Source organism: Variovorax sp. 278MFTsu5.1 (assembly GCF_048305045.1).
GTDB classification, from domain to species: domain Bacteria; phylum Pseudomonadota; class Gammaproteobacteria; order Burkholderiales; family Burkholderiaceae_C; genus Variovorax; species Variovorax guangxiensis.
Window position 1 is genome coordinate 574,549 of sequence record NZ_CP157622.1, and the last position, 22,661, is coordinate 597,209.

Here is a 22,661-nt window from a genome sequence, read left to right on the forward strand (position 1 = left end):
CTGCCGGTCAGGAGATTTCCTGTACGGAGCCTGACTTCTGCGCAGAAGTATCAGGAGTGTTACATTTGGCGCCGTTTTCCGAGGCCGTCCTGTGCCGATCGGCATTGCCGTGCATCCACAGGACTGCCGTTCCGGGCGGAACGGTACCGACCGCGCGCATCCGATCTGCCGCGCCTGTGGTGCCTCCGCGAAGCAAACCACGATCACGGAGTCCCCGGCGCCATGCACATCCGGCCTGTTCCTTCGTCGCGGCACGCGCTGCGCCTCGACCTTTCTTCTTCCATCGGGGCCTGGTTCCGGATGCTGCTGATGGGCGTGGCCGTGCTGCTGTCGGGATGCGGCGGCGGCTCCGGGGGCTTCTCCTTCGTCGGCGCCGGTCCGGGCGTCACTCCGCCGGACACGCCCACGGTGCAGCCGCCCTCGGGCTTCAGCTACGCCATGACCTCCGCGACATACGAGCTCGGGCAGCCCATCGTGCCCAACAGGCCGAGCGCCAGCGGCGGCACGGTCGAGCGTTACACGATCGAGCCGGCGCTGCCGGCGGGCCTCGTCATCGACGGCACCACCGGCGTCATCAGCGGCACGCCCACGGTGCTGGCCGCGTCCACCGTGTATACGGTCACTGCCGGCAATGCCGGCGGCACCGCCACTGCGCGCGTGGTGGTCGAGGTTCGCCAGTCGCCGGCCGCGCCGGCGGGCCTGAGCTACAGGGAACTCGCGCCGGTCTACACCGTGGGCCAGGGCATCGCGGCGAATGCGCCGAGCAGCAGCGGCGGTCCGATCACCGGCTACGGCATCGCACCGGCACTGCCCGCGGGGCTGTCGCTCGACGCGCTCACCGGCGTGATCAGCGGCACGCCGACCGCGACCGCTGCCGCGGCGGACTACGTGGTCACCGGCACCAACACGGCGGGGTCGGCCACGGTCACCCTGCGCCTGACCGTGCAGCCGGCGCTGGCGGCGCCCGCGAGCGTGAGCTATGACACGCCCGCCGCCCTCTACGTGACGACCGAGCCGATCGTGCCCAACACGGCTCAGGTCACGGGCGGCCCGGCTTCCTCGTTCACGATCGCGCCGGCGCTGCCCGCCGGCCTGAGCATCAACGCGGCCACCGGCGCCGTCACCGGCACGCCGGGCGCGATCCAGCCGCAGGCGACCTACACCGTCACCGCGAGCAACGCGGCCGGCTCGGCGCAGACGCAGCTGAAGATCTCCGTCACCGCAAGAGGCAGCTGGACGGCGGCTGCGCCCATTCCCGTCGCCCGACACTATTCCGCCGCGGTGAAGCTCGCCAACGGCAAGGTGCTGGTGGTCGGTGGAATAGGGGGAACGGGCTACACCGGCGCGGCGGACCTCTATGACCCCGCCACCGACACGTGGACGACGTTGCCGCAGATGCTGGCTGCCCGCGCCGATTCCTCGGCCACGCTGCTGGCGGACGGCCGGGTGCTGGTCGCGGGCGGCGACAGTTCCAACAGCGCGAGCCAGGCCAGCGCCGAGCTCTACGACCCGGTCGCCAATACCTGGACCGCGACCGGAAGCATGAGCGCGGCGCGCACGCGGCATTCGGCCTCGCTGCTGCCCAACGGCAAGGTGCTGGCGATCGGCGGCTACCAGACCGCCACCCAGTACTCGCAGACGGCCGAACTCTACGACCCGGCCACCGGTACCTGGTCGCTCATGGCCACCCCGCTGTCCACCCCGCGCGCGCAGCATGGCGCCCAGCTGCTGGCCGGCGGCAGCGCCGTGCTGCTGATCGGCGGTATCGGCGGTCCCAGCGGCGCGACGCATCAGCTCACGTCCGCCGAGTTGTTCCCGGTCAACGACAGCGGAAGCACGACGCCGGTGGCGGGCACCGTTCCCGCAGGCAACATCTACATCTCCGCGCTTCTCGCCGACGGCAGCGTGCTCGCGTCGACGGACGGCAGCACCACCGCGCTGCGCTTCGATCCCTCCGGCCTGGCCTTCACCGCGAGCACCATCGCGAGCAGCATCAAGCGCGTCCTGCCCACCATGACCGTCCTGGCGGACGGACGCGTGCTGCTGGCCGGCGGTGCCGGCCTCGCCACGGCGGAGATCTACAACCCCGACGTCGACACCTGGACCGCCGCGGCCTCGATGTCGAACGCCCGCTCCCGGGCAACGGCCATCCTGCTGAACGACGGGAGCGTGCTGGTCATCTCGGGAGATTCCGGTTCGGGCGACCTCACCTCGGTCGAACGCTTCACGCCCTAGACGGCCGCGCCGGCGCCGGGCGCGGCCATGACTTTGGGCACTTACGGTGCCCCACGGGTCGCAAATAGCATCCGGGGGATGACAGAGACCGACAGGCCCGCATCCCCGGCCGAGGAGACCCGGCGACAGCGAGACCCCGCGCGGCCGCGCGCCATCCTGGTCGTGGACGATCACGACCTCGTGCGCATGGGCGTGTGCGCGCTGCTGGAGGCCAACGTGTCGGCCACGCCCATCGAGGTGCTAGAGGCCGGCAACCTGGCCGAGGCCATGGCGGTCTTCGAGGACAACCAGGAAGCGATCGAACTGGTGCTGCTCGACCTGGCGCTGCCCGACACGCAGGGCCTGAGCGGGCTCATGGAATTCCGATCGCGCTATCCCGAGGCGCGCATCGTGGTGCTCTCGGGCACCGGCAACACGACGCTCGCGCAAGACACGCTCGCGCAGGGAGCGATGACGCTGGGCGCCTTCGCGTACCTGCCGAAGTCGGCCACGCTGCGCGAAGTCGTGAGCTTCATCCGCGCCTGCGGCCTGCTGGGCGGCGACGCGGTGAACTACCAGCCTCCCGCCATGCCCGCGCCGTCCGATGCCGTGGCGCCTTCGTCCAGCAACGCCCGGCACAAGCTCACGAAGCGGCAGCTCCAGGTGCTCAACTGGTTGCTGGAGGGAAAGAGCAACCACGAGATCGCCTTGCTGGCCGAGATCAGCGAAGGCACGGTCAAGAACTATGTCGCGGGCATCCTGCTGCAGTTCGGCATGCGCTCGCGCGCGCAGTTGATCAGCAGCCTGCGCTGAGCCGGGCCCTGCCGCGGCAGGCAACGGGGCGCGATGAAGGCCTCGAAGGGAGACAAGGGAAATGAAGAAGAACGATCCGGCCCCGGGGCGCTTGCCCGTCGACGCCACGCTCGAGTTGCGCGTGCTGCGCGAGCACGTCGCCTCGCTGTACGCGGGCCACACCACGGCCATCGTCGCGCACATGGGCTTCGCCATCGGCATCGGGTGCTTCGGCTACTTCTTCGTCGATCCGGCCTTCAGGCTGCTGATCGTGGCGCTGATCACCGCGATCGTGCTGGTGGACCTGTACGCCATCGTCACGCCGCGCTGGACGCCGCAGGTGCCGCTGTCGGAAACGCCCGCGTGGGCGAAGAAGTACACCCGCATCGTCACAGCGGTCAGCACCGTGACCGCGCCCAGCAGCCTCTTCCTCGTGAGCATCCAGGACTCGATGCTGACCACTTTCGTCACGGTGGTCATCATGGGCAGCTGGACCCGCGCGGTGCAGGCGCGCTGGCCGCTGCGCACCGCGATGTTCGGCTACGGCATTCCGATGATGAGCGGGCTCATCATCTCGCTGGCCTGGTATGGCGGCGCGCTCAACTGGTTCCTGGCCGGCTTCGCCTTCGTCAACCTCGTGCTGACGCTGAGCGAGGGCGTCAAGCAGAACAAGCGGCTGACGGCCACGCTGATCCTGCAGTTCGAGAACGAGGCGCTCGCCGCGCAGCTGCGCGAGCAGATCGCCGCCACCGAGCGCGCCAGCGCCGAGAAGACCCACTTCCTCGCCGCCGCCAGCCACGACCTGCGCCAGCCCATGCATGCCATCGCGCTGTTCGGCGCCGCTTTGGGCAACACGCTGCGCCACCGCCCCGAGGAGCGAAACGTCGAGCGGCTGATGCGCGCGGTGAACGCGCTCGGCGCATCGCTGGACACCATGCTCGACATCTCCCGGCTCGACGCCGGCGTGGTGCAGCCCGTGCCGATCGCGCTGGGACTCGACGAGCTGCTGCTGCCTCTGCACAACACCTTTTCCGTGCAGGCCGAGCGCAAGCGGCTGCAGCTGCGCGTGCGCGCCAGCGGCCTGTGGGTGCGCAGCGACCCGCAGCTGCTGTACCGCATGCTTTCCAACCTCGTGGACAACGCGCTGAAGTACACGCGCCAGGGCGGCGTGACCGTGATGGCGCGCAGGCGCGGCGAGCAGGTGTGGATCGAGGTGCGCGACACCGGCATCGGCATCGCCCCCGAGCAGGCGGAGCGCATCTTCGAGGAGTTCTACCAGGTGAACAACCCGGGGCGCGACCGCTCGCGCGGCCTGGGCATCGGGCTGTCGATCGTGCGGCGCCTCGGCCGTCTGCTCGGCCACGGGGTCGAGCTGCGCTCGCGCCCCGGGCGCGGGACGCGCTTCCGTCTCGTGCTGCCGCTGGCCGAACCCTCGGAGGCATCGCAGGACAGCCTGCCGCTGCAGGAATTCGAATCGCCGGTTCGCCACTTCTTCCAGGTGCCGGAACTCGGTGGGCGCGTACTGCTGATCGACGACGAGGAGGACATCCGCGAGGCGATGACCGAGCTCATGCGCGCCTACGGCATCGACGTCGTGGCGGTGGCCGACGAGGCCGAGGCAGTGGAAGTCCTTGCGCAGCCCGACGCGGACCTGAATCCGGTCGCATTGCTGATGTGCGACTACCGCCTGGGCGACGGTGCCGAGGGCCTGCAGGTGGGACTGCGGCTGCGCGAGCGCTTCAGGCTCGATGCGCCGATGCTGCTCATCACCGGCGAGACCGCGCCCGAGCGCCTGCAGCGCGTGCGCGAGTGGGGCGTGCCGGTGCTGTTCAAGCCGGTCAGCGCGGCCACGCTGATGCAGGCCATCATCGAGCTCGTGCATATGGATGCGCGCATGGAGGACGCCTGAACCCGCCACGCGTCCGGCGAACCGGCTGGCACTGACATTCCTGGGCGCGCCGCTTGCGGGAGTGACAGCGAATGTCACGCCACTGCATGCATTTGCGACGCAATGCAAGGCCATTGCATTCACCGCTGCGCGCAATGGCACGCCGCGCGGCGGCGCAGGCGCGCGGGCATGCCGATTGCTGAATCGACTCCTTACAGGTTTCTGCAAGGATGCACGCGTTGGACGACGACAAGAACGGCTTCTCCCTGGATCGCCGCGTTTTCTTTCTGGGCACGGCAAGTGCCCTGACCCTCGGGACCACGGCTTGCGGAGGAGGGGGAGGCAGCTTCTTCTTTCCGGCAGCGGGCACCGGCACGCAGGGCTCCACCGCTGCCACCACCGGGCAGCCGCAGACGACGGTCACGGCCGCCGACGCGGTCGACACGACAACAGCACCAGCAACGACAGACCCGGTCACGCAGACACGAAAGTTCGTACATCCCGGCCTGCTGCACACCGAGGCCGACTTCGAGCGCATGCGCCAGAAGGTCGCGGCGCAGGCACAGCCCTGGCTCGACGGCTGGAAAGCGCTGACCTCCAGCGGCCGCTCGCAGCTCGGCGCCACGCCGCGGCCGCTGGCCACGGTGATCCGCGGCGGAGACGGCCAGAACTTCGCGCAGATGTACATCGACATCGCGCGCGCCTACCAGCTCGCATTGCGCTGGAAGATCTCGCAGGACAAGCGCTATGCCGACCTCGCGGTCGTCTTCCTGAACGCATGGTCGTCCACGCTGACGCTGGTCACCGGCAACTCCGACCGCTTCCTCGCCGCCGGCATCTACGGCTACCAGTTCGCGAACGCGGGCGAGATCATGCGCAGCTACGAGGGCTGGGCCGCGAGCGATTTCGCGCGCTTCCAGAACATGATGCTCACGCTGTTCTACCCGCTCAACCACAGCTTCCTGATCAACCACAACGGCTCCGAAATCACCAACTACTGGGCCAACTGGGACCTGTGCAACATCGCCTCGATGCTGGCCATCGGCGTGCTGTGCGACCGTACCGACATCTACGACGAGGCGATGGGCTACTTCAAGGCCGGCCAGGGCAATGGCGCGGGCCTGCAGGCGGTCTACCAGGTGCATCCGGGCTACCTCGGCCAGTGGCAGGAAAGCGGCCGCGACCAGGGCCACTGCACGCTGGGCATCGGCCTGGCGGCCGCGTTCCACGAGATGGCGTGGAACCAGGGCGACGACACCTACGGCTACGAGAACAACCGCTTCCTCGCGGGCGCCGAGTACGTCGCCAGGTCGAACCTCGTCGACAGCAGCACCGGCACCTTCTACACCGTGCCCTTCTTCACCAACGTCAACAGGCAGGGCACGCAGTCGGTGCTGGCGACCGGGGGGCAGGGGCACCGGCGCCCCGTCTGGGAGAGCGTCTACAACCACTACGCGAACCGCCTGGGCGTCGCCGCGCCCTACACCTCGCTGCAGGCGATACAGATGCGCCCCGAGTCCGACGGCGGCAACGGCGACCAGCTGGGCTTCGGCACGCTGACCTTCACGCGCGATCCGTTCGCGGCGCCGGGCAAGCCGAGCGGGCTCACGGCACACGTGCGCGGCGCGCAGGTGGTGCTGTCGTGGTGGGGCTGCCCCGATGCGCAGAGCTACACCGTCAGGCGAGCGAGCACCTCGGGCGGGCCCTACAGCGACATCGCATCGGGCATCACCGACACGCTGACCTTCACCGACGCCGGTGTCGCGGCCGACGATGTCTGGTACTACGTGGTCGTCGCGGTCGGCGCATCAGGCGAGAGCGCCGCCTCCAACGAAGAGCGCGCGGCGATCAGGGCCGAACTGCTGCTGCAGCTGAAGTTCGACGAATCCGCGGGCACGCAGGCTGCCGACGCCACCGGGCGGTTCGCGGCCGGCGAACTGCAGGGCGACGCGACCTGGACCGCCGGACGCAAGGGCAACGCGCTCGCCCTTGGCGGCACCAACGGCTGCGTGGCGCTGCCTGCCGGCGCGGCGAAGAACATTGCCGACTTCAGCATCGCGGCCTGGCTCTACATCGACACGCTCGCGACTTGGTCGCGCGTCTTCGACTTCGGCTCCGGCACTCGCCGCTACATGATGCTGACGGTGCGCAACGGCAGCGGCGTGCCGCGTTTCTCCATCACCACCGAGCACGGCTACAACGAACAGGTGATCGACGGCTCGGCGGCGATGCCCACCGGCCGGTGGGTGCATGTGGCGGTGACCGTGTCGGACATGCTGGGCACCCTGTACGTGGACGGCGTCGAAGCCGGCTCCAACGCGCAGATGAGCCTCGCGCCCGCCGACCTCGGCGCTACCACGCAGAACTGGCTGGGCCGCTCGCAGTATCCGAGCGATGCGTTCCTGAAGGGCCGCATCGACGACTTCCGCATCTACGGCGGTGCGCTGGGCAGCGCGGAGGTGGCGGCGCTGGCGCTGTAGGCCGCGCGCCTTCGGTTGCCTGGCCTCAGCTGCTTTGCCGGGCCATCAGCTCGAAGCCCAGGTCCACCGTTCGCTCGGCCACGGTCTCCCCGCGCATCAGCGCCAGCAGCATCGCGGCCGCGCGTTCGCCGATCTCGCGGCGCGGCGTGCGCACGGTGGTCAGCGGCGGCAGCATCTGGTCGCTGCCGCCCAGATCGTTGAAGCCGGCGATCGCCACGCGCCGCGGCACCTCGACGCCGTTGCGCAGCGCGGCCAGCAGCGCGCCCTGGGCGAGGTCGTCGTTGCAATAGAAGATGGCGTCCACGTCGGGGTGGCGCGCGAGCAGGTCCTCGAACTGGCGGCCGCCCAGCGCCATGGAAGTCGGCCCCGGCACCAGCAGTTCGAGCGCGGGGTCGTGGCAGCCCGCCGCGCGCAGCGCCTCGCGATAGCCTTCCAGGCGCATCATCACGCGCGGATCGAGCTGGCCGGCGGCATAGGCGATGCGCCGGCGGCCGCCTTGCAGCAGGTGCTGCACGATGGCGCGCCCCGCGTCGCGCTGCGAGAAGCCCACGCTGTGCACGCCCGCGTCGGCCGAGGTTTCCATCAGGTACACGCAGGGCGCGTTGCTGCGCTCCAGCATCTGCACGGCCGCGTCGCTCCGGTCGAAGCCCGTCAGCAGCACGCCGGCCGGGCGCTGCGAGAGGTAGCTGCGCAGCAGCGCCTCTTCCTGCCTCGGGTCGTAGTGCGTCACGCCGATGAGCGACTGGAAACCGTGCGGCGACAGCGCGTCCTGCACCGCCTCGAGCAGCTCCACGAAGAGCTGGTTTGTCAGCGAGGGGATCAGCACCGCCACGTGGGAGCTGCGCGCCGAGGCCAGCGCGCGCGCCGCCACGTTGGGCACGTAGCCGAGCTGGTCGACCGCCGCCTGCACGCGGGCCTGCAGCTCGGGCGCCACGTTGCGCGCGCCGCGCAGCGCCCGCGACACGGTGATCGGGCTCACCCCGCAGGCGCGCGCCACGTCGTCGAGGGTGACGTGGCTGGAAGAGCGGGAGCGCGGGCGGTCGGGGGTGTCGGCCATGGTCGGGCGTGTCTCAGGGTTAATACCAATCCGGATTTGGATAGCGCTGTCCTAGGATAGCGCTATCCCAGCCCCTGGCCGATTCGGAAAAACCCGAGCGCCCACCAGAGCGGGCTTTTTTTGAATCGTGCAGGATAGCGCTGTCCCGAAGCTGTCCAGCCCACCGGGCCGCCGCCTTGCCTTGTTTTCGCAAAGGCCCGGATTCAGGAGACAACCCATGTTCGGAATGAGCCAAGAGATCTTCCTGCTCGTCGACGCCCTGGTGGCGATCCTCGGGCTGATCCTTCTGATCACGCGCTGGCGCGTGCACCCTTTCATCGCGCTGACGCTGGCCGCGGGCTTCCTGGGCCTGACCTCGGGCATGCCGGTGGACAAGGTGATGAAGTCCTTCCAGGACGGCTTCGGCGGCGTGCTGGGCTTCGTGGGCATCGTGCTCGGCCTGGGCACCATGCTCGGCAAGATGATGGCGGAGTCGGGCGGCGCGGACCGCATCGCGCGCACGCTGATCGACGCCTTCGGCCGCGAGCGCGTGCACTGGGCGATGATGTTCGCGGCCTTCCTGGTCGGCATCCCGCTGTTCTTCGAGATCGGCTTCGTGCTGCTGATCCCGCTGGTGTTCATCGTGGCGCGGCGCACCGGCGTGTCGCTCATCCGCATCGGCATCCCGCTGCTGGCGGGGCTTTCGGTGGTGCACGGCCTGGTGCCGCCGCATCCGGGGCCGCTGCTGGCCATCGGCGTGTTCAATGCCGACATCGGCAAGACCATCTTCTACGGCCTGATCGTCGGCCTGCCCACCGCGATGATCGCGGGTCCGATCTTCGGCAAGTTCATCTCGAAGTACGTGCCGGGCGAGGCCTCGCCCGAGCTGATGGAACAGCTGGCGCGCGAGCCCGAGGCGCGCGAGCTGCCCGGCTTCGGCATCACGCTCGTCACCGTGCTGCTGCCGGTGGCGCTGATGCTGCTGAAGACCTTCGCCGACGTGGCGCTCGACGAGAAGAACATCGTGCGACAGTGGATGGACTTCATCGGCCACCCGATCACCGCGCTGCTGGCGGCACTGCTGCTGTCGCTCTACACCTTCGGCACCGCGCGCGGCTTCACGGCCAGGCAGATCATGAAGTTCGTCGACGACAGCCTCGCGCCCACCGCGGCCATCGTGCTGATCATCGGCGCGGGCGGCGGCTTCAAGCAGATGCTGGTGGCCAGCGGCGTGGGCAACGCGATCGGGCAGATGGCGCTGCATGCGCAGGTCTCGCCGATCCTGCTGGCCTGGCTGGTGGCGGGGCTGATCCGCATCGCCACCGGCTCGGCCACGGTAGCCACCATCACCGGCGCGGGCATCGTCGCGCCGCTGGCGACCATGGTGCCGGGCGTGAACCGCGAACTGCTGGTGCTGGCCACCGGCGCGGGCTCGCTGATTCTTTCGCACGTCAACGACGCGGGCTTCTGGCTGGTGAAGCAATACTTCAACATGAGCGTGGCCGAGACCTTCAAGACCTGGACCGTGATGGAAACGCTGATCTCGGTCGTGGCGATCGTCTTCATCATGCTGCTGAACATGGTCGTCTGAGGAGAAAAGCATGGGTCGCATCGTCATCGGCGTCGACATCGGAACCACCAGCACGAAGGCCGTGGCCTTCACGCCCGCCGGGCGCGTGCTGGCGCACGACGCGACCGAATACCCGCTGCTGCAGCCCGAGGCTGGCGCCGCCGAGCAGGACCCGCAGCAGATCTTCCAGGCCGTGCTCTCGGCCATCGCCAGCTGCGTGAAGCAGGCCAAGGCTGCGCCCGCCGACGTGCTCGCCGTGTCCTTCAGCGCGGCGATGCACAGCCTCATCCTGGTCGACGACGCGGGCGTGCCGCTCACGAACAGCATCACCTGGGCCGACCACCGCGCCTCGGCCTGGGCCACGCGCATCCGCGACGAGTGGGACGGCCTCGCGATCTATCGCCGTACGGGCACGCCGATCCATCCGATGTCGCCGCTGGCCAAGCTGGTGTGGCTGCGCCACGAGCGCGCCGAACTCTTCTCGCGCGCCGCGCGCTTCGTCGGCATCAAGGAGTACGTGTTCTTCCGGCTCTTCGGCCAGTGGCAGGTCGACCATTCGATCGCTTCCGCCACCGGCCTCTTCGACATCGAACGGCTCGAGTGGGACGAGGCGGCGCTCGCGCTCGCCGGTGTGCGCGCCGAACAGCTTTCGCGCCCGGTGCCGACCACCTGGCACGTCGAGGGCCTCGCGAGCGACGTGGCGAAGCAGCTGGGGCTGGCGCGCGACACGCCCTTCGTCATCGGCGCGAACGACGGCGTGCTCTCCAACCTGGGCGTGAACGCGGTGGCTCCCGGCGAGGTGGCAGTGACCATCGGCACCAGCGGCGCGATGCGCACCGTGGTCGACCACCCCATGACCGACCCCGAGGGCCGCACCTTCTGCTATGCGCTCGCCGAGCGGCGCTGGGTGGTGGGCGGGCCGGTGAACAACGGCGGCATCATCCTGCGCTGGGTGCGCGACGAGTTCGCCTCGGCCGAGGCCGAGACCGCCAAGCGCCTGGGCATCGACACCTACGAGGTGCTCACGCGCATCGCCGAGCGCGTGTCGGCCGGCTCCGAAGGACTGGTGTTCCACCCCTTCCTCACCGGCGAGCGAGCGCCCTACTGGAACGCCGACCTGCGCGGCTCCTTCTTCGGGCTGGGCATCCACCACCGCAAGGAACACATGATCCGCGCGGTGCTGGAGGGCGTGATCTTCAACCTGCACAGCATCCTGCCGGCGGTGGAATCCATCGCCGGGCGCAGTGCACGCATCAAGGCCACCGGCGGCTTCGCGCGCTCGGGCATGTGGCGCCAGATGATGGCCGACGTGTTCGACCGCGAGGTGGTCGTGCCCGAGAGCTTCGAGAGCTCCTGCCTCGGCGCCGCGGTGCTCGGGCTCTACGCGCTGGGCCATGTCGATTCGCTCGACGCGGTCGCGGGCATGGTCGGCGCCACCCATCGCCACACGCCCAACGCCAAGAACGCCGCGCTCTACCGGCAGCTGCTGCCGGTGTACCACTCGCTGCCGCGCAAGCTCGGCGAGGAATACCGGCTGCTCGCCGCGTTCCAGCAGCAGACGGCGGTGCCACCGTCGCAGCGGCGAAGCTGACGGCCTGCCGGTCGTCGTTGTCCATCGGAGATTTGCTGAAGGAAAACCGGTCTTGCTGAACACGATGACACCCGCTTCCGTTCCACACGCGCATCCGCATCCGCACGCGAAAGCCGCGCGACCCCTGTCGCCGGCACGGCGGCATGGCGCGCGCGGCATCGAGGCGGCCGCATGGCGCAAGGCGGCGTCCCCCGCGCCGGTTCGCGCTGGCGAAACGGGCGACATCTGCGCCACGGTCCGGTGCGAGCCGGCCTCCGGGCCCGCGGCCCACGAGAGCGCAACGCGCTGCATGCACGACCACGAGCTGCACCTGATCGGCGCCGCGCCGGCACGCCTGCGCATCGGCAGCGGCGGGGACGAAGAGGTCCACAGCTTCGCACCCGGCACCGTCGTGCTGCTCGGGCCCCGGCTGCCGCGCAGCCTCGCGTTCGAGCATCGCGCGCTGCCGGGCAGCGGCTCCACGGATGGATTGGTGCTGCGCTTCGGCGACGAGCCGCTCAAGCGCGGCATGGCGCTCTTCCCGGAACTCGCCGACGCCGGGCCGCTGCTGGCCCGGGCGCGGCTGGGCGTGCGGTTCGTCGGCCTGGAAGCGGGCACCATCGCGCGTCTGCGCCGCGTGGAGGCGTCGAGCGGGCTCGCGCGCTTTGCCGAATTCGCCGCGCTGCTGAACGAACTCGCGCAGTGGCGCGACTACCGCGTGCTCTCCGGCGTCGCGCTGGCCGGTGAAGGCCTGGGCGAGGACGCCCGCGCGCTGCGCATGTGCAAGGCGATCGACCACATCCGCGACAACTACGCCGAAGACCTCTCGCTTGCCGATGTTGGCGCGATCGTGGGTATGCGCGAGAACGCCTTCTCGCGCAGCTTCCGCCGCACCACCGGGCAGACCTTCACCGACTTCGTGATCGGCCTGCGCGTGGCCAGGGCCTGCCGGCTGCTGGCAACGACGCGCCAGCACGTGAGCAGCATCTGCTACGAGGTGGGTTTCAACAACGTCTCGAACTTCAACCGGCACTTCCGGCGGATCGAGGGAATGACGCCGGGCGAGTTTCGCGCTCGCCATCCGGGAACCGCCGGCTGAAGCGCGCGGGTGGCAGCACGAAGCGCGACGCCCGGCTTCAGCCGACGTGGCCCTGGTACTGCGGCAGGTCGTCCGTGATCGTGAACCATGGTGCCTTCGAACCCACGAAGATGTGTGCGTCCGGCCGGATCGCGGGCGCGTCGACCAGCGTGCCCAGCGTGACGTGCACGTACTGCCCGTCGCGCACCACCGAGCACAGCAGGGAGCCGCATTTCGCGCAGTGCAGGTCGCCCGCGTCGGGCTTGCCGTAGACCGTGATGCCGTCTTCGCCCTGCGTGATCGCGAACTTGCTTCGCTCGATGCCCGCGAAGGGCTTGAAGGCCGAGCCGGTCGCGCGGCGGCAATCGGCGCAGTGGCAGTTGAGCGAATAGGTGAACTCGTCTGCCACCGCGTAGTGGACGGCGCCGCACAGGCACCTGCCGGAAAGCATGCGCGGCATGGGGCTCAGCCCGCCAGCCCCACGTACACGTTCTGCACGTCGTCGTTCGCGTCGATGGCAGCGAGGAAGGTTTCGACTTCCTCCAGCGCCTCGGCGCTCAGGCTCGCCGGATCGACGGGGTTCTTCGGCTTGTAGCCCAGCTTGGCCGACAGCACGGTGAAGCCTTGCGCGGGCAGGGCGCGGCTCACGAGGTCGAGGTCGGTGGGGTCGGTGAGGAAGACGGCGGGGTGGTCCTCGCCGGCCGGTTCGAAGTCCTGCGCGCCGGCTTCGATGGCGGCCACTTCGGGGTCGGCGTCGGGGCGGGCGGGCTCGGCCTCGATCATGCCGACGTGGTCGAAGTCCCAGGACACCGAGCCCGAGGTGCCGAGCTGGCCCTTGCGGAAGAGCACGCGCATCTCGGGCGCTGTGCGGTTCACGTTGTCGGTGAGGCATTCGACCATCACCGCCACGCGGTGCGGCGCGAAGCCTTCGTAGATCACGTGCTCGTAGTTGACCGATTCACCCGTCAGGCCCGCGCCCTTCTTGATGGCGCGGTCGAGCGTTTCCTTGGGCATCGAGGCCTTGCGGGCCTGCTCCACCGCCAGCCGCAGGCGCGAGTTGGAGGCGGGATCGGCTCCGTTGCGCGCGGCCACCACGATTTCCTTGACGAGCTTGCCGAACAGCCGGCCCTTGGCGTTGGCGGCGATGTCCTTGTGCTTGGCTTTCCACTGGGCGCCCATGTCGTTTCCTTGAATGAATATGTATTGCTTGCGGCCTTGTCTGGCTCTTTTGAAGAAAGAAGGGCTCGATGACCGGGAGGGGCGACTACTGTAGCCTTCTTCCCATGACCGCTCCACAGGACACCTCGTACGTCACGCCGTTCGAAGCAGGCAACGGCAACCAGACCACCACCTGGGCCGAATGCATCGCCTTCTACGAGCGGCTGGCCAGTGATTTCCCCGGCGTGCTGCGCTGGGGCGAGATAGGCACCTCGGACACCGGCGCCCCGATCCATGCGGGCGTGGTCACCGTCGACGGCGTGTTCGACCGCGAAACGCTCAAGCGGCAGGGCCGCCCGGTGTTCTTCAACAACAACGGCATCCACCCCGGCGAGCCCGAGGGCATCGACACCTGCATGGCGCTGGTGCGCGACTTCTGCACGCAGCCCGACAGGCTGGCGGCACTGGGCGACACGGTGTTCCTCTTCATCCCGGTCTACAACGTGGACGGCTGCATCGACCGGCAGAACACTTCGCGCGTCAACCAGCTCGGGCCGGAGTCCTTCGGCTTCCGCGGCAACGGCCGGCACCTGGACCTGAACCGCGACTTCATCAAGTGCGACAGCCTTGCGGCGCAGGTGTTCAACCGCTTCTTCACCGCCTGGGACCCGGACGTGATGGTCGACACCCACACCTCCAACGGCGCGGACTACAGCTACACCATGACGCTGATCCCGACCCAGCCCGACAAGCTCGGCGGCGGGCTCGGCGCCTTCCTGCGCGAGAACATGCTGCCCGCCGTCTACGCCGGCATGGCGCGGCGCGGCTGGCCTACCTGTCCGTACATGAACCTGCTGGCCGAGACGCCCGACGACGGCATCGAGGACTTCCTCGACACGCCGCGCTTTTCCACCGGCTATGCCGCGCTGCACCACACCATCGGCTTCATGCCGGAGACCCACATGCTCAAGCCCTTCGCCGACCGCGTGGCGTCGATGCGGGCGCTGGTGGAGACGGTGCTCGACTTCGCCATCGCGAACGCGGCGCGCATCCAGGAGCTGCGCCGCGAGGCAAAGGCTGAAGCCGCGCGGCAGGCGCGCTGGCCCCTGACCTGGCGCAACGACCGCAGCCGGCCCGCGAGCCTGCGCTTCAAGGGCTACAGCGCGGTCCGCACGCCCAGCCTGCTGGGCAGCTACGAGCGCCTGGCCTACGACCGCAGCCGGCCGTGGGAGAAGGACATCGTCCATTTCGACCGCTGCGTCGAGGAAGCGACGGCCGCCGCGCCGAAGGCCTACCTCGTGCCGCAGGCATGGCGCGAGGCGATCGAGCGGCTGGCGTGGAACGGCGTCGAGTTGCAGCGGCTCGAGGAAGACCGGCTCTTCGACGCGGCGCGCGTCTACCGCATCCGCGACGTGACCTCGCGCCCCGGTGCCTACGAAGGCCACATGTTCCACGACGAGGTGACTCTGTCGGAGAGCACCGAGCCCTTCCAGGCGCGCGCCGGCGACGTCCTCGTTTCGCTGGACCAGCCGCGTGCCCGCTACGTGGTCGAGACGCTGGAGCCGCTCGCGCACGACAGCTTCTTCCGCTGGGGCTTCTTCAACAGCGTTCTGGAGAAGAAGGAGAACTTCTCGGCCTACGTCTTCGAGGACACGGCGCTGCGCATGCTGGAGGAAGAAGCCGGGCTCAGGCAGCGCTTCGAGCAATGGAAAGCGGAGAACCCCGCTCTGCTGTCCGACCCGAAGGCGGTGCTGGGCTTCATCTTCACGCACGGGCGGCGGCATGCGGAGGCGGGGTGGCGGCGCTATCCGGTCGTCGCGCTGATGCGATAGCAGGGGTTTGGGGCCTGTGAACAGGCCCTAGTCAGCTGGCCGGAACCCCGGCAGCGCATGCATGCGCCGCCGCAGCGCCTCGACGAAGGCCGTGACCCGCGCCGGCCGGTACAGCCCCGGCGGCAGCGCGACGTGCACGCCGATGGGCTCCAGCCACCAGTTGGGCAGCACGCGCTTCAGGCGGCCGGCCTGCATGTCCTCGTGGCACATCCATGGCGCCGCCGCGCCGATGCCGGCGCTGTTGAGGATCGCGCGGTAGCTCGCGAGCAGGCTGTCGGTGCGGATGGGCGTATCGAGCGCCACGCTGCGTGAGCGGCCCCTGCGGTCGATGAGCCGCACGTTGCCCGTCACGTACGGGATCAGGCCCACGCACGGCACCTGCGGCAGCCGTGCCAGCGTGACGGGGCCTGTGCGCTCGAGCAACTCGGGCGTGGCGATCAGCACCCGCTCCATGCGGCCCACGGTGCGGCAGACGAGGCCCGGGTCGCGCACCTCGCCCACGCACACCCAGCATTCGGCGCCCGAGGCCGCCAGGTCGACCACGCGGTCGGTCAGCGTGAGCTCCACGCGCAGCTGCGGATGCGCGGCGCGCAGGTCGGTCACCGCGTCGGTGAGGAAGCCCGTGCCGTAGCCGGAGGGGCCGATCACGCGCAGCGTGCCCTCGGGCCGGCTCTGGCCGCCGCGCAGCCGTTGCGAGAGGCCCGACCAGCGGTCGGTCAGGTCGTGCGCCTCGGCCAGCAGCGAGCGGCCTTCGTCGGTGAGCGAGAAATTGGCCGTGTTGCGGATCGCCAGCTTGCAGCCCAGCAGCCGCTCCAGCTCCAGCAGGCGGCGGCTCACCGTGGGCTGCGTGGTGTCGAGCAATCGCGCCGCCTTGCTGAGCGATCCGCTCTCGCCGATGCGGATGAAGGTCTGGAGCAGGTCGAGCCGGTCGTGGGCGTTCTTCATGCGCCAGACGTATAGCACTTCATCGGGCCATACGTCTACCCGCAAAGGCCTGTCATGCCTATCGTCCGGGGCTGCGAACGAATGGATTACCCACCGATGAGTGCCTCGACCGAAGACAAACCCCCCCGTACCGTGGGCGACACGCCCAAGGGCGGTTCCGTGCTCGGCTTCTATGCCGCCAAGGGCTCCCCCCGGCCGCCGCGCATCGCGCGCGGCGAGGGCGTTTACCTGTGGGACGAGGGCGGGCACCGCTTTCTGGATGCAACGGCCGGCGCGGTGGTCGCCAACATCGGCCACGGCAATCCGCGCGTGCTGGCCGCCATGCAGGAGCAGGCGGCGCGCGTCACCTTCGCCTATCCGCGCTTCTTCGAGAGCGAGCAGAGCATCGAGCTGGCCGACCGCGTCTGCGCGCTGGCGGGCGAGGGCTTCGACCGCGCCTTCTTCGTCTCGGGCGGTTCCGAGGCCAACGAGTCGGCGATCAAGCTGGCGCGGCAGTACGCGGTGGTCACGGGCCAGCCCAAGCGCGCCAAGGTCATCTCGCGCAATCCGAGCTACCACGGCTCCACGCTGGGCGCGCTGGCGGTGACGGGCGATGCGCACACGCAGTCGATCTACGGGCCGATGGTGCGCGAGATGCCGAAGGTGAGCGCGCCGCTGTCCTACCGCGTGCCCGCGGGCCACACCGCCGAGAGCCATGCGCTGGCCTGCGCCGACGAGCTGGAGACCACCATCGTGCGCGAGGGCGCCGACACGGTGCTGGCCTTCATCATGGAGCCCATCGGCGGGCTCTCGACCGGCGCGGCGGTGGCGCCAGCCGCGTACTTCGAGCGCGTGCGTTCCATCTGCGACCGGCACGGCGTGCTGCTGATCTACGACGAGATCATGAGCGGCGCGGGCCGCACCGGCGCCTTTCTCGCGGCGCACCACTGGGCCGGCGCGCGGCCCGACCTCGTCACACTGGCCAAGGGGCTGGCGGCAGGCTACACGCCGCTGGGCGCGCTGCTGGCGCCCGAGCGCATCGTCGATGCCATCGCGGGCAGCGGCGGCTTCGTGCACGGCCACACCTACTTCACCAACCCGCTGTCGTGCGCGGTGGCGAACGCGGTGCTCGGCGAGGTGATCGAGCAAGACCTCGTGAGCCGTGCACGCGACATGGGCGAGCTGCTGATGGCGCGACTGCGCGAGGTGGCGGAGCGCTCGCCCATCGTGGGCGACGTGCGCGGCAAGGGGCTCTTCACCGCCATCGAGATCGTGGCCGACAAGACTACCAAGCGGCAGCTGCCGGCAAGCTTCAACGCGCCGGCGCGGCTCACCGAGCACGGTCTGAAGCACGGCATAGCGCTGTACAACCGGCGCGCCAACCTGGGCGCCTTCGGCGACTTCCAGATGATCACGCCGCCGCTGACCATCACGCCCGCCGAGATCGACGAACTCGCGGAGCTGCTCGAACGCTCGCTGCGCGGACTGGCCGACGAGATCGCGGCCAAGGGCCTGGCCACCGCGGCATGACGATGCAGCAGCAGAAAGCCCTTCCGCCCCACCGCAGCCTGCGGGTGCCCGGCGTGCACGGCTACACCGACCGCAAGAGCGTGGCCGCCGGCGAGGTGGTGCGCTTCCACATCAGCAGCGACGTGCCCTACACGCTCTCGGTGTGCCGGCTGGGCCCCGACACCGAGGGCCGCACCGCCGACACGGTGCTGCACAGCTTCGAGCCTTCCGCGCCGCGCGTGCATCCGATCCACCCCGGCTCCTATGTGCGCATCGAGCGCGGCCTCGACCAGCCGCTGCGCTCGCTCGCGCTCGAGTGCTGGGTGCAGGTGTGGAGCGTGGGCACGCGCCAGAGCGTGATCGGGCAGTTCGACCTGCCGGGCGCCTGCGGCTACGGGCTCTTCGTCGACGAAGACGGACGCGCGGTGTTCTATCTGGGCGATGGCGCGGCGTTCCGGACCGAGGGTCAGCTCTCGGGCGGCACGCTGCAGCCGAGGCGCTGGCACCACATCGTCGCGACGTGGGACGGCAGCGAGACGGTGCTGTGGCTCGACGGCGAGGCGGTCGCGCGCGGCCGCTTCGACGGCCCGCTGCAGCCGGGTCGTGCGCCGCTGCGCCTGGGCAGCAGCGGCATCGACGGCCTGGCGGACGCGTTCCTCGAAGGCGACATCGCCATGCCCGCGATCTACTCGCAGGCGCTGCGGCCGGAGGAGGTGCGCGCGCGCTTCGCCGACCGCGGCCTGCACACGCCGCGTGGCCGCGCCGTGCTCGCCTGCTGGCCCTTGCGCGAGGAGCGCGGCGAGGTGGTGGCCGATGCCAGCGGCCACCAGCGCACCGGCCGCATCGTCAACCACGGCACCTGGATGATCGTCGGCCCGGCTTTCGAGCCGAGTCGCGTGAACGAGTTTTCCGACGAGGGCTACGACCCGCTCGCAGACCCCACGCGCGGCCACGGCCTGCGTCTGGCGAGCGACGATCTCTACGACTGCCGCTGGCCCGAGAGCCATGCCTTCCGCATGCCGGCGGATGCGAAGTCCGGCGTGTACGTGGGCCGCGTGCGCTTCCTGCTCGACGGCCGGAGCGCCGAATACGACATCGCCTTCATCGTGCGCCGCGCCGCGAATCGTGCTCCCGCGCCGGTGCTGGTGCTGTGCGCCACCAACAGCTGGCTGGCCTACGCGGCCACGCCCTTCGCGAAGAACGTCGCGAGCGACCCGGTGTGGCCGCGGCGCTCGGCGGGCCTGGAGAACAGCCACCCCGAGGCGCCGGCCTTCTGCAGCTACACCTACCACCGCGGCGGCCAGCCCACCTACCAGGTCGGCCTGCGCATGCCCTGGCCCAACGCCAGCCCCAATGCGCTGTACGACCCGGCCGATGCCGGCTTCAGCCAGTGGACCCGGCTGGAGCGCCGGCTGCACGTGTGGCTCGATCGCTGCGGCTACGACTACGACGTGGTGAGCGACCTCGACCTGCACCGCGACCCGGGCCTGCTCAAGGCCTACAAGACGGTCTTCATCAACGGCCACAGCGAATACTGGTCGCTGCCGGCGTGCGACGGGCTCGACGACTACCTGTCGAACGGCGGTACCGCCATCGTGCTGTCGGGCAACACCATGTACCTGCGCGTGAGCTACGACGAGGAATGCACGGTGATGGAGCAGCGCAAGGTGCGCGGCCCCGGCGACGAGGACGGCGCGGAGTCGGTCGAGTTGCGCCCGCCCGCCGGCCCCTACGGCGAGCAGTACCACTCGCAGGACTGGGCGCGCGGCGGCCAGTTCAGGCAGGCGGGGCGCTCGTGCGCCGAGCTCATCGGGCTGGAATCGGCGGGCTGGGCCTTTGCCGACGGCGACGACTTCGGCGTTTACCACGCGACGCAGCCGGAGCACTTCCTGTTCACGCAGCCGCATCCGCTGGGGCTGACTGAAGGCGCCACTTTCGGCCACGCGCCGGGCGGGGGGCTGCCGAGAGCCATCGGCCACGAATGGGACCTGAGCGTCGCGACGCTGAACCGCATGACGCGCAGGCTGCCCGCCGGTGAAAGGCTGCCCGAGCCGCAGCGCGGCATCCAGGTCATCGCCGAGGGGCGCAGGCAGCGCCCCGGGCGCCTCGATGCCTACCTCGACTACTACTCGCAGCCGACCGATTCGCTTGGCGGGCTCTCGGCCGAGATGATCTATTGGGAGCGCCCGCAAGGCGGCCGCGTGTTCAACGCAGGCGCCGTCGGCGCGAGCTGGGTGCTCGGCGCCGACCCCTCGTTCGAAGGGCTGCTGCGCAACGTGCTGCACCACTTCGGCGTCCGGCCCTCGACAGGCGCGGACCTTGCAGTTCAACCATCCCTGGAGCACGCAGCATCATGAGCACCATCGCCCCACGCACCGCCGGCCTCTCGGAACCCGCCGGGCCGGCCTCCCAGCAGAGCACGCTGAGGGTCATCACCGCCATCTCCATCGGCAATGCGCTGGAGTGGTTCGAGATCGTGATCTACGGCTTTCTGGCCGTCACCATCTCCAAGCTCTTCTTCCCGGCCGAGAACGACACCGTGTCGCTGCTCATCACGCTGGGCACCTTCGGCGTGACCTTCGTGATGCGGCCTGTCGGCTCGCTGGTGCTGGGCGCGTACGCCGACGCCAGGGGGCGCAAGAACGCGCTGACGCTGTCGATGGCGCTGATGCTGTGCGGCACGCTGCTGATCGCGGTGGCGCCCACCTTCGCGCAGATCGGGCTGTGGGCGCCGGGCCTGGTGATCCTCGCGCGGCTGCTGCAGGGCTTCGCGGCGGGCGGCGAGTTCGGCAGCGCCACCGCGCTGCTGGCGGAGCAGGACCCGCGCCGCCGTGGCTTCTTCTCGAGCTGGCAGTTCGCGAGCCAGGGCGTCACCACCTTCCTGGCTGCCGGCTTCGGCATGGGGCTCAACGCGCTGCTCACGCCCGAGCAGCTGCTGTCGTGGGGCTGGCGCATCCCGTTCTTCTTCGGGCTGCTGATCGGGCCGGCGGGGCTGTACATCCGCCGCCATCTCGACGAGGGCATGGAGTTCAAGCGCGCCGCGCAGGAAGCCGCGCCGGTGCGCGCCACGCTGGTCGACCAGCGCGGCCGCACGCTGGCGGCGATGGGGCTCATCATCCTCGCGACCATCGTGGCCTACACGGGGCTCTTCATGCCCACCTTCGCGGTGCGGCAGCTGGGCCTGCCGCCTTCGATGGCCTTCGCGGGCACATTCTGGTTCGGCGTGCTGCAGTTCGCGCTGGTGCCGCTGTTCGGCAGCATGTCGGACCGCGTGGGCCGCATTCCCGTGATGCGCGCCGCGGCGCTGGTCATGCTGGTGATGATCGTGCCGCTCTTCTACCTGCTGGTGAACCATCCTTCGGTGCCGGCGCTGATGCTGGCGCTCACGGCGATGGGCGTGGTGGCCTCTGCCTACTGGGGGCCGATCTCGGCGGCGATGTCGGAGCTCTTCCCGGCGGCCACGCGCGGCACGGGGCTGTCGGTGAGCTACAGCTTCGGCGTGGCGATCTTCGGCGGATTCGCGCCCTTCATCAGCGCCTGGCTCATCACCGCCACGGGCAGCAAGATCGCGCCGGCGTTCTACGTGGGCTTCGGCGTGGTGGTGAGCCTGATCGCGCTGCGGGCGGCGCGCGGCTACGGCGTGAAGTGAAATGAAATAGCAGTTTTTTCCAAGCCGGCGCGCCGCGCCGTTCCTAAGCTGCGGTCATTCCTCAACTTGCCGAACGGATGACCATGCGAGCCAGCGACGCGCAGCAAAAGACAGAAACATTCCACCGACTCCACGAGGGCCCCGCGCCGCTGGTGCTGGTCAACGCATGGGACGCCGCGAGCGCCCGCATCGTCGAGCGCGCCGGGGCCACGGCCATCGGCACCACCAGCGCGGGCATGGCCTGGTCGCTGGGCTATGCCGACGGCGAGCGCATGCCGGTCGATGAACTGCTCGCGGCCTGCGCGCGCATCTGCCGCGTGGCGGGTGTGCCGGTGAGCGTGGACATCGAAAGCGGCTTCGGCGACAGCGCGCAGGCGGTGCGCGAAGTTGTGGCCGAACTGATCGGCATGGGCGCGGCCGGCATCAACATCGAGGACGGCACCCGGCCCGGCACGCGCGAGCTGGCATCGCCCGAGGTGCTGCGCGAGCGCATCGCGGCCATCCGCGGGCTGGATGCGCGCTTCTTCATCAACGCGCGCACCGACGTGTACTTCGTGCCATGGGACGACCCGGTGGCACGCTTCGAGGAGGCGCTGCGCCGCGCGAAGCTCTACGCGGCGGCGGGCGCGGACGGCATCTTCGTGCCGGGCATGTCCGACCCCGACGAGATCGCGCGGCTGGCCGGCGCGCTGGAACTGCCGCTCAACGTGTACGCGGGCTATGCGGGGGCGCCGTCGGCCGATGCCTTCGCGAAGGCCGGCGCGCGGCGCATCAGCCTGGGCTGCGGGCCGCTGCAGTCGGCGCTGGGGCTGGTGAACCGCGTCGCTGCCGAGGCCTTCGGGCAGGGCCGCTTCGGCAAGATGGGCGAGGGGATGCTGTCGGTGGGCGAGCTCAACGCGCTCTTTCCGGCCACGGCCTGAGCCTCGCCCGAACCTCGTGCCGGCCAGGCGGGTTCGGGTAC

16 protein-coding genes are annotated in these 22,661 nt (G+C 69.9%); 12 read left to right on the forward strand and 4 right to left on the reverse strand.

Going from position 1 to position 22,661, the window contains the following annotated elements:
* Positions 1-222 precede the first annotated feature (222 nt).
* The 4 genes from ABL844_RS02545 to ABL844_RS02560 all read left to right on the forward strand — a co-directional run bounded on the left by ABL844_RS02545 (position 223) and on the right by ABL844_RS02560 (position 7,374).
* Positions 223-2,235 (forward strand): kelch repeat-containing protein, encoded by a 2,013-nt coding sequence (locus ABL844_RS02545; protein ID WP_418130392.1) that lies wholly within the window; start codon positions 223-225, stop codon positions 2,233-2,235.
* A gap of 78 nt (positions 2,236-2,313) precedes the next feature.
* Positions 2,314-3,027 (forward strand): response regulator transcription factor, encoded by a 714-nt coding sequence (locus ABL844_RS02550; RefSeq protein ID WP_184640163.1) that lies wholly within the window; start codon positions 2,314-2,316, stop codon positions 3,025-3,027.
* A 61-nt stretch (positions 3,028-3,088) separates the two neighbouring features.
* Positions 3,089-4,915 (forward strand): hybrid sensor histidine kinase/response regulator, encoded by a 1,827-nt coding sequence (locus ABL844_RS02555; RefSeq protein WP_184640161.1) that lies wholly within the window; start codon positions 3,089-3,091, stop codon positions 4,913-4,915.
* Positions 4,916-5,124: 209 nt separating this feature from the next.
* Positions 5,125-7,374 (forward strand): LamG-like jellyroll fold domain-containing protein, encoded by a 2,250-nt coding sequence (locus ABL844_RS02560; protein WP_418130393.1) that lies wholly within the window; start codon positions 5,125-5,127, stop codon positions 7,372-7,374.
* Between the two features lie 25 nt (positions 7,375-7,399).
* On the opposite strand, the gene ABL844_RS02565 is transcribed toward ABL844_RS02560, so the two are convergent.
* On the reverse strand, positions 7,400-8,431 hold the full coding sequence (locus ABL844_RS02565) for a LacI family DNA-binding transcriptional regulator (protein ID WP_369659905.1): 1,032 nt from the start codon (positions 8,429-8,431) through the stop codon (positions 7,400-7,402).
* A gap of 217 nt (positions 8,432-8,648) precedes the next feature.
* Between ABL844_RS02565 and ABL844_RS02570 the strand changes: the two genes are divergently transcribed.
* From ABL844_RS02570 to ABL844_RS02580, 3 genes are all read left to right on the forward strand, one after another.
* Positions 8,649-10,001 carry a GntP family permease gene (locus ABL844_RS02570; RefSeq protein WP_418130394.1) on the forward strand — a complete coding sequence of 451 codons (1,353 nt, stop codon included), beginning with the start codon at positions 8,649-8,651 and terminating at the stop codon, positions 9,999-10,001.
* A 10-nt stretch (positions 10,002-10,011) separates the two neighbouring features.
* The gene (gntK, locus tag ABL844_RS02575; RefSeq protein ID WP_418130395.1) at positions 10,012-11,571 is read left to right on the forward strand and encodes a gluconokinase; all 1,560 of its coding nucleotides are present in this window, start codon (positions 10,012-10,014) and stop codon (positions 11,569-11,571) included.
* Positions 11,572-11,635: 64 nt separating this feature from the next.
* A complete protein-coding gene (locus ABL844_RS02580) occupies positions 11,636-12,649 on the forward strand; it encodes a helix-turn-helix domain-containing protein (RefSeq protein ID WP_418130396.1) in 1,014 nt (337 codons plus the stop codon).
* Positions 12,650-12,686: 37 nt separating this feature from the next.
* Here ABL844_RS02580 and ABL844_RS02585 read toward each other — a convergent pair whose 3' ends face one another.
* Positions 12,687-13,088 carry a GFA family protein gene (locus ABL844_RS02585; RefSeq protein WP_418130397.1) on the reverse strand — a complete coding sequence of 134 codons (402 nt, stop codon included), beginning with the start codon at positions 13,086-13,088 and terminating at the stop codon, positions 12,687-12,689.
* Between the two features lie 5 nt (positions 13,089-13,093).
* Positions 13,094-13,807 carry a YebC/PmpR family DNA-binding transcriptional regulator gene (locus tag ABL844_RS02590; protein ID WP_126022283.1) on the reverse strand — a complete coding sequence of 238 codons (714 nt, stop codon included), beginning with the start codon at positions 13,805-13,807 and terminating at the stop codon, positions 13,094-13,096.
* A gap of 104 nt (positions 13,808-13,911) precedes the next feature.
* Here ABL844_RS02590 and ABL844_RS02595 point away from each other — a divergent pair, with 104 nt between their 5' ends.
* Positions 13,912-15,618 (forward strand): M14 family zinc carboxypeptidase, encoded by a 1,707-nt coding sequence (locus tag ABL844_RS02595; protein ID WP_418130398.1) that lies wholly within the window; start codon positions 13,912-13,914, stop codon positions 15,616-15,618.
* A 27-nt stretch (positions 15,619-15,645) separates the two neighbouring features.
* Here ABL844_RS02595 and ABL844_RS02600 read toward each other — a convergent pair whose 3' ends face one another.
* A complete protein-coding gene (locus ABL844_RS02600; protein ID WP_418130399.1) occupies positions 15,646-16,563 on the reverse strand; it encodes a LysR substrate-binding domain-containing protein in 918 nt (305 codons plus the stop codon).
* A gap of 96 nt (positions 16,564-16,659) precedes the next feature.
* Between ABL844_RS02600 and ABL844_RS02605 the strand changes: the two genes are divergently transcribed.
* The 4 genes from ABL844_RS02605 to ABL844_RS02620 all read left to right on the forward strand — a co-directional run bounded on the left by ABL844_RS02605 (position 16,660) and on the right by ABL844_RS02620 (position 22,620).
* Positions 16,660-18,072: an aspartate aminotransferase family protein gene (locus ABL844_RS02605; protein ID WP_418130400.1), complete on the forward strand. Its 1,413-nt coding sequence runs from the start codon at positions 16,660-16,662 to the stop codon at positions 18,070-18,072.
* Positions 18,069-20,408, forward strand: coding sequence for a N,N-dimethylformamidase beta subunit family domain-containing protein (locus ABL844_RS02610; RefSeq protein WP_418130401.1), 2,340 nt, complete (start codon positions 18,069-18,071; stop codon positions 20,406-20,408). The genes ABL844_RS02605 and ABL844_RS02610 overlap by 4 nt, the downstream gene beginning before the upstream one ends.
* On the forward strand, positions 20,405-21,700 hold the full coding sequence (locus tag ABL844_RS02615; RefSeq protein ID WP_418130402.1) for an MFS transporter: 1,296 nt from the start codon (positions 20,405-20,407) through the stop codon (positions 21,698-21,700). The genes ABL844_RS02610 and ABL844_RS02615 overlap by 4 nt, the downstream gene beginning before the upstream one ends.
* A gap of 77 nt (positions 21,701-21,777) precedes the next feature.
* On the forward strand, positions 21,778-22,620 hold the full coding sequence (locus ABL844_RS02620; protein WP_418130403.1) for an isocitrate lyase/PEP mutase family protein: 843 nt from the start codon (positions 21,778-21,780) through the stop codon (positions 22,618-22,620).
* The last annotated feature ends 41 nt before the right edge of the window (positions 22,621-22,661 follow it).